Here is a 13852-nt window from a genome sequence, read left to right as displayed (position 1 = left end):
TAGAGCTACGAATAAGTATGAAGATAACTAAGCGGTTCTGCTAGTAGATATTCGGAAGGTAAGTAAGGTCCTTCGCTCTGGATGACAGGTAGTAGGGAGGTATTGGGTGGAAAAAGAAAGGCTACCAGAGTAGCATTTGTTCATGCTCCAGTTGATGTTTGGGTAAGCATCGCTATCTTTTAGCTGAACTCCCTCATGACCTTTCATCTCGAACGAAGTGAGAGAACTTCTTTTGGAATGGGACGGCTTTAGAGCGACCCATCTGCACTTTCCTAAAATTCAACCCCTTACCTGACTCTAGTAAGGCCCTTCGTTCTGGATGACAGAAGAGAAGGGGGATAAGCTACATGTACTTTTAGCTGAGAAGCGAACCTTTATACAAGGTTATCTTGCTTACTCTATTAAGGAAAGAAAGTAAACATCTACATGTTAAAATGGTGAAGAGAGTTTTTCCAGAATCAACTTGTCTTTATCTTTGTTTATCCGCTCTACCCATGGGCTTACCTAACTTAAAAAACATACTTATGCTCACTTTCCTAGCAGAAAACTGCAACTACTTCATTTTAATCTGTATAGTTTTAGGAATTCATTGTTACCTGAAAGTACACGGCAGTAGAAAAGTAACCAAGGCTGTTCAGGTTCGGATCTATACCATGAGTTTAAACGCCATCTGTGTGTTGGGAATTGGTTTTTGGGTAGTATGGTTTTTAACGGCTAAATTTAGTTAGTTCAAGCGGTCCAAAGAACCTGAAACGTAAGAGGTAATCCGAACTATAAAAAATACCGTAAATGGTCTTAGAAACTATTTTCTGAGACCATTTTTTTATGATTGATGAGAATAAGTAAAAGGTAACATTCGATCGATCAGTTACTATTGAAAGGTGGCTCAACGTTTACAAGAAATGGGATTACTAATGCTTTAGGTGTTAATTACGGTTTATTCGGGTGGTTTTAAGAACAAAGACGAAGGTATGGGACAGCTTTCCATTACGGTTTCAGAGTTGCATCTGTTTATGGATGGAATGTTACTGATGATGTTTCTATACATGTTGTTACTGTTCGTACAACAGCGGAAAAAAATCTATTCTTTATACGCCCTTTATATCCTCTGTATTACCATTGCCTGCCGCTTGAATGAAGCCAGTTACCACCTTCCTTCGTATAAACCCGGTACTAATTATATAGTGCTGCTGTTCGAATCGCTGGCTTTTTTACTTTACATGCGATTCGTCATTTTATTAATGAATTTGCCCAGATTTGATCCCATTAGTTTAAAGTTTCTACGGGCGATGGAGCTATTCCTGATTGGAGCCGTAGCACTGGATACCCTCTTGTGGGCTAGTAAAGCCGATGCCAACATCAGAAGTACATTTTATTCCATCAGCCGATTCATACTGGCAGCCATTGGCTTATACGTCATTCCTCGGATTTTAAGAATCCGAAACGTCGTTACCCCCTACTTTATCATTGGGTCCTTTTTCTTTATTTTGGGCTGTATTGTGGCTTTAGTCATGGGCGTAACGCCGTACATGACCCCAAGCGTCTGGATTCAGGGCGGCGTGGTGTTAGAAGTCTTATTTTTTACTTCCGGCATTGGATATACCAATTACCGAACCGAGCAGGAGAAAATTGCCGTACAGGCTCAACTGATTGAGCAGTTACAGGAAAACGAACGCAAGCAATCGCGGCTGAACGGGATTCGTGATGAAATTGCTCGCGATCTACACGATGAAATCGGTTCGCACCTGAGCAGTATTAATATTCTAAGTCAGACGATTGTGCCTCTGGTTCATGACGAACGAGTGCAGCAACGGCTCAGCCGAATCGGCGACAGTGCCCGTCAGGTGATGGACAGTATGCGGGAAATTGTCTGGTCGCTCAACTCCTCCAGCGACTCTTTACTAAACATTGGCTTACGAATTCAGGAAACTGCCTATTCACTCTTTGCTGATTCATCGACTCGTTTGTTCATTCAAATTCCTGAATCTAGCCAGCCGCTGGGATTATCCGAACGCCAGCGTCGGGAGTTACACCTGATCGTCAAAGAAGCCCTGACAAATGTCCTTCGGCACGCCCGGGCGGATCAGGTTTGGGTAAATCTGGATGTTGACGTCAATGACGTAACCCTACATATAAAAGATGATGGAATTGGATTTGATTCTATGCTGGAAGTCAGCGGTCTGGGTATGAAAAATATTCGTGAAAGAGCTTCGCAAATGGGGGCTACTTATAATTTAACGAGTTCTCCCGAAAGTGGTACGCTTTTACAAATTTCATGGCGTGTGGTTACTAACCATTGATAATCAACCCCAAAACTAAGAGACTACCTCTAGGATAGCCTCTTAGGGAGAAATCATTGATATAGAAGGTTGAACGATACTAAAGCGACTTAATGCTCTTTGATTACCAAGACAAATGTGATCAGTTCCAAAGGTTCCTACAATCCCATAAAAGGGGGGTATCTCTACGAGATAGGACGATACCGGGCAATAGCTTCGGTAGCGGAGTGAACCTGAAGTTTTTCGTAAATACGTTTGATATGACTTCGTACGGTTTCCAGACTAATCATTAATTCTGCGGCGACCAGTTTATAACTAAGTCCCTGTGCCAGGTAATGTAAAATCTGTCGTTCGCGGCTGGTTAGCTGATCTAAGTCCGCTGAGGATGTATGACGGGCAGGAAAAGTCTGAATGACTTTTCGGGCAATGCTCGGTGACATCGGAGCCCCACCCATACGTACGGAACGGATGGCTTCCAGTAACTGATTCGGAGGGGTTTGTTTGAGAAGGTAACCCGAAGCTCCAGCACACAAAGCCCGGAAAACCCGGTCATCATCATCGAAAACGGTGAGCATGACTACTTCCACCGAAGGAAACTCTCTACGAATACTCGATACGGCCTGAATGCCATCGCGTCCGGGAAGGTCAATATCCATCAAAACCACTTCTGGTTGCAGTCGGTAGACCTGTTCGTTGGCCCGAAGGCAGTCACCGAAGGCTCCGACGAGGATACAGTCTTCAGCATCTGAAATCAGCACCGTCAGGGCTTCCCGAAGAGCCAGATTGTCTTCGTAAACTAACACTCGGATGGCCATATAATTCAGGGATTAGGATTAACAAAGATAACCCGAGAAAGTCACTTGTCTATCCCATATAGGGGGGAGAAGGAAGGTCAAATTAGTAGTGATTTTGTTGGCTGCAAAAAGCTGGCTGGGTTATCTGGAAGCTTTGTTACCTATCTATCGGCATATGCTGCCAGCGGAAAAGCTGGCAGCAACAAGAATGAATAGTCTCTGGATAATCTTATGAAAAGGCCTGATATAAGGAAAGAAGTATTTTTGAAACCAAATAAGTGCAATGCCGCTGCCAGCCTTTTTGCTGGCAGCTTTAGTTACTTATTAACACAGGCTACCCGTGAAAAAGCTGGCAGCGGTAAGGGTGAGTTACTTTGAATGACAAGCAAGGAGTTACTCGCCAAGTGTTACTCACATCCCTCCGATATGGAAGGTTTCATCGCTAATTACTTTAAAAATCGAGCAAAGCTGTTTTCTTTACAGAAAGACTTTGATTTGAAAAATCAGCTTAACCATTGAGCCTTTACTGTACGAATGACTTCACAAACAAACGAAAACGGCTTTAAGCCTCGGGTAACATTAGTAGATGCGACGATGGTCGTGGCCGGATCGATGATCGGTTCGGGAATTTTTATTGTAAGTGCCGAAATTACCCGTAGCGTCGGCGGGGCGGGCTGGATGTTGTCTATGTGGTTACTGGCGGGGCTGGTTACCATTATCGCTGCCGTAAGTTACGGCGAATTAGCGGCCATGTTTCCTGGTGCGGGCGGGCAGTACGTTTACCTGCGGGAAGCTTACAACTCCCTAATCGGCTTTCTCTACGGCTGGGCTTTTTTTACGGTTATTCAAACCGGAACGATTGCCGCCGTTGGAGTCGCGTTCGCCAAATTTACGGCCTATCTCATTCCGGCTTTTAGTGAAAAACAGATCCTTTTTGCTTTAGGAAGTTTTCAGTTTTCGGCCGCTCAGCTAGTGGCTATTATTACTATTGTTTTGCTGACGTATATTAATAGCCGTGGCGTTGAAAATGGTGTATTCCTCCAGACATTTCTGACCAGTGTCAAAATTATTTCACTCATTGGATTAACTATTGCCGGTTTTATCTGGGGGGCAAAAGCTGAAATCTGGGAGCAAAACTGGCAGAACGCCTGGACGCTTTCCAACCTTACGCTGGACAATGGTCAGTTTCAGCAAACGGCTCTTACCGGGCTGGCTTTCTGGGGAGCCATCGCGATTTCAATGAAGGGTACGTTGTTCTCCAGCGATGCTTGGAACTCTATCACTTCCATTGCCGGGGAAGTAAAAAATCCTCAACGAAACATTGGACTAAGTCTACTGCTGGGTACGATCATCGTAACCGTTGTGTACATGTCTACCAATGTGATGTACCTGGCAGTAGTGCCGTTGAAAGAGATTGCCTTTGCTCCGAATGACCGGGTAGGGGTGGTGGCTGCCGATTACATTTTTGGCTCAGGCGGCACCATTGCCATCGCAATTATGATCATGATTTCGACCTTTGGTTGTAATAACGGACTGATCCTTTCGGGGGCTCGTGTGTATTATACCATGGCAAAAGACGGTCTGTTTTTCAAGAAGGCTGGAACATTAAACGAAAAGCAGGTACCCGCCTACAGCCTCTGGATTCAGTGTGCCTGGGCGAGTTTGTTATGCCTGACGGGCGAGTATAACCGCCTGCTGGCTCTGGTTATTTTTGGGGTATTGCTATTCTATATTCTGACGATTCTGGGAATTTACATTCTGCGAATAAAAAGGCCCGATATGGCCCGTCCCTACAAGGCGTTTGGTTACCCTTTTTTGCCCGCTATTTATGTGGTGGTGGCAACAACCCTGGCCGTCTTATTACTGATTTTTGAAGCAGAATACACCTTACCAGGTTTGGGAATCATCTTACTGGGAATTCCGGTTTATTACTTCGTACTGAAAAGAGATGCCGTACGTTAGGATTCGCTCATCTGCGAGTGTTTCTCAGTATCCCGCATGTTAATGCTGACGATCAGCGAAACGGCCAGACAGCCCGTCAGATACCAGTAAAACCAATGGGCGTGACCTGCATTTTTGAAAAGTAAAGCCACGTATTCGGCGGTTCCGCCAAAAAGAGCAACGGCCAGAGCATACGGAAAACTAACCCCCAGCGAACGCACGTTCGCTGGGAACATTTCGGCCTTAATAATGGCCGAAATCGACGTGCATAAACTGGTAATGAGCAAAGCAAGGGTAATTAATCCCGTGGCCATCCAGAAATTCTGCGTTTCACCGAGCCAGGTTAAAATCGGAATGCTGGTACAAACCCCAATGCTGCCGTAAATAATCATTTGTCGCTTACGCCCAATTTTATCGCCTAATGCCCCAAATAAGGGCTGTACGAGCATGAATAAAATGAGGGTTATGACGGTAATTGTAGTGGATTCGTTTTTGCTGAAGCCCGCCGTGTTTACCAGAAATTTCTGCATATACGTAGTGAACGTATAATAGGCTACGGTTAAGCCAATAGTAAACCCCACCACCAGCAAAGATTCGCGTTTGTAGCGTAGCAATTCTTTGAATGTACCCCGCTGTTCGGCTTTGACGTGTGTTTGTTGAAACGAATCGGTCTCGGAAATTTCTTTTCTTAGGTATATCGCTGACACGGCCAGAATAGCTCCAATCCCAAAGGGAATTCGCCAGCCCCAGTCGCTGAGTTGTTGTTCGGTCAATAAAAATCGTTGCAACACCAATAGGATTGCCAAGGCAATTAACTGACCCATCGTGGTTGATACGTACTGAAAACTGGAATAAAATCCCCGCTGATGAGGCGGAGCCATTTCGCTTAAGTACGTGGCGGCAGTGCCGTATTCGCCGCCAATACTGATACCCTGAATCATTCGGGCTAACACGAGAATGAGCGGAGCTGCGAGGCCAATTTTCTCATAATTCGGTACAAACGTGATCATTAATGAACCCGCACTCATTAATAAAACCGAAAGGGTTAAAGCCGCCTTCCGACCTTTACGATCCGCATAGGCTCCCATAATCCAGCCGCCAACGGGTCGCATGAGAAAGCCGATGGCGAAAATTCCAGCCGTATTTAATAACTGAGCAGTTTCGTTGTCTTTCGGGAAAAATGATCCGGCAAAATACAGCGAAAATACCGAGTAAGCGTACCAGTCGTACCACTCTATCATGTTGCCGATAGACCCTCCGACAATGGATTTCAGCTGAGTTTTGAGGTTGGGTTTTTCTTGCGTTAAAGATGACATAAGGCTCAGGGAAGTCTGTAAAATCTATAAAGTTTGAGTACTAGGAACACTAAGGTAGTCACTTAAGCCTCAAATTAATCAAAGGCATGGAGAGTAAAGAGCACAAAAAAGCCAGTAAGAGGTTTCTTACTGGCTTCGTATAGCAATAAAAGGGGGAATGTCTAATGAGTAACCTGTGCAGTCAATACATCAGAAGTATCTACAAAAAAAACCTCAAGAGTTTGATCTGCTAATACTAATGTAGAAAAGCCGTTTTTATAATTCCACTGGCAGGTAGCGGCTTGTAAACGAGCATCAAAACCGGACTCTTTAGATGCTTGGCCATAATGCGTACTTAACTCCTGCTTGCATTGGTTAAAATCCGCTTGTATATCTGTCTTCGCCTGCATTTCAATAGAAACCATATAAAGCTGGTTGTTTTTGAAATAACTTTTCAGGATCGCAGGTCGATTCTGGTATACAACTCCTTTATACTCGATTGACTCATCCTTAGACTCTGAAATAACTTTTTTACCAAGTACCTGAGTCAGCTCTTGAGCGTTCATTCCGAACTTCATTCCGAAAGGCAAATGCATTTCTCTGGGAGGTACGGCAGAGCTTATGAAACAAGTTAATACTAGCGTGATAAGTAAGAAATGGCGGAGCATAAGCGGAGTGATTAGCGAGTATGTAATACAAACTTGTGTATAATTGAAGCCGGTAAGGTATTTATTCGATGAATGGTAGTGTTTGCTCGATAAATGACATCGCGTTGAGCTATTTTCATTGATAAATGATTAGATATTGCTAAAATTGGAGACTCTAAGAATAAACGTTCGCATTTATTTTGATCGGTTTGAGGTAATTTTTACGATTGACTTTTGATTTCTATGCATAAAATTTCCTTAGTCTTACTTCTGTTTTTCAACCTTGCCGTTCAGGCTCAGTCTAAAATTTCCTGGTGGAATCCAGCCAGTCATTCATTTCCAGTGATTGAAGGCCAGGGCTGGTCTAAGGGGCTACAGAAGTTCTACGATCGTTTACCTGCTTCGGCTGAAAAAGAGGTCCGTCCGCCCGTTTGGGATTTATCGCGACAATCGGCGGGAATGTTCATTCGCTTTATTAGTAATGCTACCCAAATTACGGTCAGGTATACCGTAGGTAAAAAGCAGCCGGGTTTGCCGCACATGCCCGCTACAGGGGTTAGTGGAGTGGATTTATACGCCCGTGATCCGCATGGAGCTTTTGCCTGGTGTGGTGGGAAATACACCTTTGGAGATACCATTACCTATCAATTTTCAAACCTCAAAAGCGTGGCTAAAGGGCAGGAGTTTAGGTTATATCTGCCCCTTTATAATTCGGTAGAATGGCTGGAAATTGGTGTTCCTGAACAGGAAAAGTTAACGCCGCTGGCCTTGAGAGAAGAAAAGCCGGTGGTGGTATACGGCACTTCCATTGCTCAGGGAGCCTGTGCATCCCGTCCCGGCATGGCCTGGACCTCAATTCTCGAACGGCAATTGGACCATCCGCTTATTAACCTGGGTTTTTCGGGAAATGGACGACTGGAGAAAGAGGTACTGCACTATGTGAATGAAATCGATGCCCGGCTGTTTGTGCTGGACTGCTTGCCTAATCTGGTGGCCAGTGTGGGGATTGCTCCCGAAGAAATCAGAAAGAGAATTGTGGAATCGGTGAAGGTGTTGAAACAGAAGCACCCCCAAGTGCCCGTATTAGTAGTCGAACACGCGGGTTATTCGGATGCGGGCATGAACCCGCTTCGAAATGAGTATGTCGTTCAGGTAAATGCGATTTTACAGGAAGCTTATCAGGAATTGAAAGCCAGTTTTCCTGAGGGATTATATCTGTTGTCAAAATCCGAGATTAATCTGAGTAACGATGCGATGGTGGATGGAACGCACCCTTCCGATTTAGGCATGCAGGCCTACGCGGATGCTTACCAGCGAAAAATTCGTATGATTTGGAATGAACCGCAAGGCAGTATTTCTACGACGAGGCCCATTCCCCAAAGTCGTGATTTTTATAATTATGAAACTCGCCATCGGGCTATTTTGAAGCGGTTGAAGCAAAAGAAACCACCGATCGTTTTTCTGGGAAATTCCATCACACATTTCTGGGGAGGAGAACCGCTGAGCGAACGTTCCAATGGTCCTAAAACCTGGATTAAATACATGGAGCCTTTAGGGGTTCAGAATCTTGGTTTTGGATGGGACCGGATTGAAAATGTGCTCTGGCGGGTGTATCACGGTGAATTGGACGGTTATAAGCCCCACACAGTGGCGGTAATGATTGGTACCAATAACCTGGAATGGAACACAAATGAAGAGATTGTGGAAGGCCTCCGGTTTTTGATACAGGCCATTCGGCGAAAACAGCCGAAAGCAAGAACTATACTGATTGGCATCCTACCGCGTCGAAACCAGGAAAGTCGCCTGGAGGAATTAAATCTTCAGCTAGCAAAAGCGGCAGGCGATGAACAAGTGTTATTTACGCAACCGGGTAAGGCACTTTTACTTGCTAATGGTAAAATTGATGAGACACTTTTTACGGATGGGCTACATCCCAACGAAACGGGTTACGAGCGAATGGCGGAGAAATTAGTGCCATTACTTAACGTCAAGTAAGGAGCACTAACTTTCTCTAAAAATATATAGACTATTTTTGGGTATTTTTAGCTATAAAGTAAGCTACTGATAATTATATAATTAAAAAATTCATCTTCTATGGAAAAACTACCATATCTTTAAAGTCCCCACCGCCATGGATTAGCTTTAATTAACCCAACCACAAATCTATCCATGCACAAAAGAAAAACGACGATAAAGTGGTATAACGTTTATACCTGGGCAATACTAGTGCTTCTCTGTCTGCTATTTCATATCTATATACTTATTCCTCTGTTAAAGCGACTCTGGCAATTATTATTTCATTAGTTCTGGGAAGTTACTCTTGGCAATCGGAAAGCAAAGGTACTCCCATAACCCAAACCCTGACTCTTGGCGGAGATGGATCCATTTTGAGCTTCGATAAAGTCTTTGGAAATGGCTAGTCCCAGACCTGTCCCTGTTTTTCCCTGCCCGTTTGGAATCTGAAAATAGCGGTCAAAAATTTTGCTGAGGTACGTCGCTTCAATACCTTTACCCTGATCTTTTACCTGAAATTCAACCCAGGAATCAAGCGGCTGAATGTTGATTTCAACGGTGCTTTGCTCAGGACTGTACCGGATGGCATTGGTCAGAAAGTTAATTAATACCCAGGCTGTTTTCTCAGCATCGGCATATACGGAAAGGGGGGACTCAGAACGGTTTACTTGAATGGTAACGTGACGCTGTTGAGCCGTACTCTGGATACTTTCCTGAGCTAACTGTACAATTTGCTGCACATTTACCGAAGCCATTTGCAGTTGAATATTACCCGTTTCTACCTGCGACAGTTCCAGTAATTCTCCCGTGATGCGGAGCAATCGCTGGGTGTCAGATTGAATACTGGATAATAACTGTTGCTGATCTTCCGAAAGGGAACCAATGCGGGGATCGCCGAGAAGCTGTAAGCTCATTTTTATGGCGGAAATGGGTGTTTTTAATTCATGAGACACCGTAGCAATAAAATGCGTTTTTGCCTGATCGAGTTGGTGAAAACGGGTTACGTTTTTAAGGACAATGACTTCTCCAATAACGGTAGTACCATTGATGACAGATTGTTTTTCCCGGCTGAAATATTGCTCTTGTCCATCCACCACAATGGGTAAATCTTCCGCTTTTTCCTGCAAAAGTGTTCGCAACAGATCGTTACGAAGGGCAACGTCGGGAGCATACTTGCCAACCAGATCGGACTCTTTCATGCCTAATAATCCCAGAGCCAGCTCGTTCACAAACAGGATAATACGTTGATCATCCAAGCCGATTATGGCTTCGGGCATGGAAGCAATGACGGTTTCGATGCGACGTTTTTCAAACTGAACTTTCGCCAGATTACTGTTTTCCCATTGATCGAGTTTAATGGCCATGGTATTAAAGGCCTCGGCCAGCTCGCCAAATTCATCGTCGGAACGAAAACCTAGTCGTGTGGAATAATTGCGGGCGGCTACTTCCTTGATTTTCTGCGTTAATTCCCGAATGGGATTGGCGATAAAGGAAGGAAAATTAACGGCAAATGAAAAGGTGACGAGCAAACAAAAAGTGGCGATGCAGGTGAGTAATAAAAGGGCTGAATCGGCAGTTTCCCGAGCCGTTTCACTTTTTCTGAAAATGGCTTCTCGGTTTAATTCTGCAATGCGATGCAGGGGTAGGCGAAGGTTCTTTAAGTACTGAAATTGGGAAGTATCCCTTTTCCATTGCTCATAGCCCAGCCTGATTTGCCGGGTTAAATCTCGTTCGCCCAGCTCGGTAACGTTCTTTTCCTGCCGTTTTAATAAAGATTCAAATTGTTGAAAGTCAGGAATAGATGATTTCATTTCCTGAGCATCAATCACCGAACTTAGTTCATCGACATACGTAAGCGACTCGTAATTAGCCTTGATGATGTCCTGCGAATCCTGGGCTAATTCCCGCAAAAAGTAAACGCCCAGCACTCCTAGGGCCCCGCTTACCAGAAACAGAAACCATAAGCCCAGCGATAATTTAACCTTGAGTTTCATGATAAAATAATCAAATCGATGTCCGACGCACTAAGTTCTTTCAGCAGTCGATTAAAAACGTTGGTACGCAAGATAACCTGGAAGAGGTTCAGATGAGGCTTGCCGATACAAATGGTTGTTACTTTGTATTTTTCGGCGGTAGCAGTTATGGTTTGGGCAATGTCCGGATCATGAATCTGAATAATTTCAGCCCCCAGTTCGGTGGCGAGTTTGAAGTTATTAATCAAATGTCGCTGTAAGGCCAGGGAAATATTATTCTGGTTTTCGCGGGGCGTGTGTACGTATAACACATACCACTGGGCATTGTAATACGAGGCCAGCCGGGCGGTTTTGCGAATAATTTTACGGGCGGTTTGGTCGGAAGAACTAACACAGGCTAAAAAACGCTCCGCCTCGAAGGTACCGGGTAACTCTTTTTCAATTTTTCGCTCTACCTGAGTCGCCACTTCCCGTAAGGCCAGTTCCCGCAGTTGCAGGATTTTTTCGGGTTGAAAGAAATTACGAAGGGCCTGTTCTACTTTGTCAGGCTGATAAATTTTCCCTTCGCGGAGGCGGGTAATGAGCTCATCGGCGGTAAGGTCGATGTTGACAATTTCGTCCGCTAACCGTAATAAATGATCGGGAATACGTTCAGTAATCGACACGCCCGAAATGCGTTCAACGGCTTCGTTAAGGCTTTCCAGGTGTTGGATGTTAACCGCTGAGATAACGCTAATCCCCTGATCCAGAATTTCTAGCACATCCTGCCAGCGTTTTTCGTTCTTGCTGCCGGGAATATTCGTGTGAGCTAACTCATCGACTACTACTAATTGGGGATGAGCCGCCAGCACGGCGGGTAAATCCATTTCGTCGAGCTCTTTGCCCTTGTAAAAAACTTTTCGACGGGGTAATAAAGGAAGGCCCTCCACCAGGGCCTCGGTTTCTGACCGCCGATGGGTTTCAACAAAGGCGATGCGAACATCCAGACCATTCCGGTGCAGAGCATGTGCTTCCTGAAGCATTCGGTAGGTTTTCCCTACACCGGCACTCATTCCAATGTAAATTTTGAATTTCCCACGTCGGGATTTTTGAATGAGTTCCAGAAAATGGCTGGTATTCGGTTCCATGATTGTAATAGGTAAAGACGCGATGGATTCCGTCTGGGTAGAGGCAACGTTTGTCTGATTAACAAGCGATTTAGATTACCCTACAGTCGCTCGGCTTTGTCGTTTGCTAAACCGTAGACAAACCAATGTTTGCCAGATTCCAATGTTTTTCAATACTATCCTACCAAAGGCCTATGTTCATTTTGCCACTCGGCAGAATCGAGCGACTGCGAAGAGCAAGTGTATCTTTTTATGTAGAGACGCGAATTATAGCGTCTGGCTGAGATCCAGTTAAGGGAAACCTAACTCGTCTCTTCATCAAATCCATAGTCGGCCTATACCCAGACGCGATCAATCGCGTCTCCACGGTTAAAATAGTTCGTTATAAGGCGATGCAAAGGGCGGTTTTCACGCTGGTATTGGTATTCGTATACGTACCATTTTTTTGAAATAAGTCTTCGGAGCTGGTTAACTGCCGAGCTTCCAGTCGAACCAATACTTCCTGGCTTACTTTATAGTCAGCATTGATTGAAAATCCATACACTTTAAACGGAGCTGGAGCGGTGATGATAACGCCTTTTTTGTCCTGGTAATACTCGGCCCGGGCCGCCAGTGAAAAAGCATCAGTAATGACATACCGCAGGATAGCTACGGGAGAATACCAGAAATTCAGATCGTTTGAACCCTTAGCCGACTGCTGCCAGCCGCTGTCAAATCCGGCGATCAGGCCAACTTTTGAGCTGAGTTGAAAAATGCCATAGAAGTTATGAAAGTAACGCATCTGCCGGGTTGAGTCCGGTTTGTCATTCCCAATGAAACTGCTGGAATTCAGCGTTATCCGATCCGATGGCTTGTATTGCACCTGCCAGCCAAACGCGGGCGTCTGATTGCCGTCTACCCGACGAATGCGTTGCCAGCCATTGAGAACCAGTCCGGAGAAAGACCATTTCCCGCTAGTGTAGGAAAGTTTAGCCCCGGTTTCGTAATAAGGAGAATTTTCGGCGAGTAAACTTCGGCTTAGCGTCCAGTTGTCTTTGCCAACGGCACTTTCAAAACCAATGTGAGAAGGCATGATCCCGGCGTCCAGCCAGAAATCTTTAGCCAGTTTTACGCCGATGTTCGCCTCGTAAACGTGACGCAGTAACTCAGGCTCGGCGGCGAGGTTATACTGAGCATACGTCCCAGCCATCAGGGCTATGTTTCCGCGAACGCGATCGGTTTGATAGGCCGCTTTTACGAAGCCCAAATTTAAATTGAATTCATTATGGCGGTTATAATTGTAGAGGAAACCGTCCATGGTATGATTGGCCGGACGGTTGAAATCATACCCATAATATACCTCTGCATAACCGCTGACGGTTAGGGCTTTGGTAGAATCAGTCTGAGCATGAATAGTACTGGCAAATGCACTGACAAATAGAGCAGTAAGAATGGTTTTCATGAATAAAGTGATGTAATACTATAAACTGTGTTTTTCAGATTTTGTGTAGAAGTCGGGAGAAGGTTTCCTCAGTGGTTCAGTCAGCTTTTTCGCTGTCAGCGGCTGCGTTGAGTAGGGATTAGGAGGTTTTTGCAAAGCCTTGGGTGGTTGCTGGTCGGGCCACGGTGGTCGGGCCACGCCTGCAGCGGCTGCGTTGAGTAGGGATTAGGAAGTTTTTACAAAGTCCTGGGTGGTTGCTGCCAGCGGAAAAGCTGGTCGGGCCACGCTGGCAGCGGCATGGAGAGAATTCTATTAATAGCAACTAATAGCAACTCAAACCCCAAAACTCTAAACCCAAACCCCAAACCCCAAACCCCAAACCCC

10 protein-coding genes are annotated in these 13852 nt (G+C 45.1%); 4 read left to right on the top strand and 6 right to left on the bottom strand.

Going from position 1 to position 13852, the window contains the following annotated elements; genetic code table 11:
* Window positions 1–524: 524 nt before the first annotated feature.
* Together QE357_RS21900 and QE357_RS21895 are read left to right on the top strand one after the other, a co-directional pair.
* Window positions 525–728 carry a hypothetical protein gene (locus QE357_RS21900; protein ID WP_309712444.1) on the top strand — a complete coding sequence of 68 codons (204 nt, stop codon included), beginning with the start codon at window positions 525–527 and terminating at the stop codon, window positions 726–728.
* A 195-nt stretch (window positions 729–923) separates the two neighbouring features.
* Window positions 924–2300 carry a 7TM diverse intracellular signaling domain-containing protein gene (locus QE357_RS21895; RefSeq protein ID WP_309712441.1) on the top strand — a complete coding sequence of 459 codons (1377 nt, stop codon included), beginning with the start codon at window positions 924–926 and terminating at the stop codon, window positions 2298–2300.
* Window positions 2301–2464: 164 nt separating this feature from the next.
* Here the strand turns inward: QE357_RS21895 and QE357_RS21890 are convergent, their stop codons facing one another.
* On the bottom strand, window positions 2465–3094 hold the full coding sequence (locus tag QE357_RS21890; protein WP_309712438.1) for a response regulator transcription factor: 630 nt from the start codon (window positions 3092–3094) through the stop codon (window positions 2465–2467).
* Window positions 3095–3607: 513 nt separating this feature from the next.
* Between QE357_RS21890 and QE357_RS21885 the strand changes: the two genes are divergently transcribed.
* On the top strand, window positions 3608–5035 hold the full coding sequence (locus tag QE357_RS21885; RefSeq protein ID WP_309712435.1) for an amino acid permease: 1428 nt from the start codon (window positions 3608–3610) through the stop codon (window positions 5033–5035).
* Here the strand turns inward: QE357_RS21885 and QE357_RS21880 are convergent.
* Together QE357_RS21880 and QE357_RS21875 are read right to left on the bottom strand one after the other, a co-directional pair.
* Window positions 5032–6330, bottom strand: a complete 1299-nt coding sequence (locus QE357_RS21880) for an MFS transporter (RefSeq protein ID WP_309712432.1) — start codon at window positions 6328–6330, stop codon at window positions 5032–5034. The genes QE357_RS21885 and QE357_RS21880 overlap by 4 nt on opposite strands.
* A 161-nt stretch (window positions 6331–6491) precedes the next feature.
* A complete protein-coding gene (locus tag QE357_RS21875) occupies window positions 6492–6905 on the bottom strand; it encodes a hypothetical protein (protein ID WP_307143905.1) in 414 nt (137 codons plus the stop codon).
* Window positions 6906–7199: 294 nt separating this feature from the next.
* Between QE357_RS21875 and QE357_RS21870 the strand changes: the two genes are divergently transcribed.
* Window positions 7200–8951, top strand: a complete 1752-nt coding sequence (locus QE357_RS21870) for an SGNH/GDSL hydrolase family protein (RefSeq protein ID WP_309712428.1) — start codon at window positions 7200–7202, stop codon at window positions 8949–8951.
* Between the two features lie 305 nt (window positions 8952–9256).
* Here QE357_RS21870 and QE357_RS21865 read toward each other — a convergent pair whose 3' ends face one another.
* From QE357_RS21865 to QE357_RS21855, 3 genes are all read right to left on the bottom strand, one after another.
* Window positions 9257–10963, bottom strand: a complete 1707-nt coding sequence (locus QE357_RS21865; protein WP_309712423.1) for an ATP-binding protein — start codon at window positions 10961–10963, stop codon at window positions 9257–9259.
* Window positions 10960–12069 carry a universal stress protein gene (locus QE357_RS21860; protein WP_307143911.1) on the bottom strand — a complete coding sequence of 370 codons (1110 nt, stop codon included), beginning with the start codon at window positions 12067–12069 and terminating at the stop codon, window positions 10960–10962. Before QE357_RS21860 ends, QE357_RS21865 begins: the two co-directional genes overlap by 4 nt.
* Window positions 12070–12430: 361 nt before the next feature.
* Window positions 12431–13489 carry a porin gene (locus QE357_RS21855; protein ID WP_309712418.1) on the bottom strand — a complete coding sequence of 353 codons (1059 nt, stop codon included), beginning with the start codon at window positions 13487–13489 and terminating at the stop codon, window positions 12431–12433.
* Window positions 13490–13852: the final 363 nt, after the last annotated feature.

Source organism: Siphonobacter sp. SORGH_AS_0500 (assembly GCF_031453245.1).
GTDB lineage: Bacteria > Bacteroidota > Bacteroidia > Cytophagales > Spirosomataceae > Siphonobacter.
This window is presented reverse-complemented; position numbering and strand designations above follow the sequence as displayed.

Excerpts from the sequence above, each read along its gene's own strand:
- QE357_RS21900 (WP_309712444.1), top strand. The coding sequence starts at position 525 with ATGCTCACTTTCCTAGCAGAAAACTGCAACTACTTCATTTTAATCTGT.
- QE357_RS21890 (WP_309712438.1), bottom strand. The coding sequence starts at position 3,094 with ATGGCCATCCGAGTGTTAGTTTACGAAGACAATCTGGCTCTTCGGGAA.
- QE357_RS21885 (WP_309712435.1), top strand. The coding sequence starts at position 3,608 with ATGACTTCACAAACAAACGAAAACGGCTTTAAGCCTCGGGTAACATTA.
- QE357_RS21880 (WP_309712432.1), bottom strand. The coding sequence starts at position 6,330 with ATGTCATCTTTAACGCAAGAAAAACCCAACCTCAAAACTCAGCTGAAA.
- QE357_RS21875 (WP_307143905.1), bottom strand. The coding sequence starts at position 6,905 with ATGCATTTGCCTTTCGGAATGAAGTTCGGAATGAACGCTCAAGAGCTG.
- QE357_RS21870 (WP_309712428.1), top strand. The coding sequence starts at position 7,200 with ATGCATAAAATTTCCTTAGTCTTACTTCTGTTTTTCAACCTTGCCGTT.
- QE357_RS21865 (WP_309712423.1), bottom strand. The coding sequence starts at position 10,963 with ATGAAACTCAAGGTTAAATTATCGCTGGGCTTATGGTTTCTGTTTCTG.
- QE357_RS21860 (WP_307143911.1), bottom strand. The coding sequence starts at position 12,069 with ATGGAACCGAATACCAGCCATTTTCTGGAACTCATTCAAAAATCCCGA.
- QE357_RS21855 (WP_309712418.1), bottom strand. The coding sequence starts at position 13,489 with ATGAAAACCATTCTTACTGCTCTATTTGTCAGTGCATTTGCCAGTACT.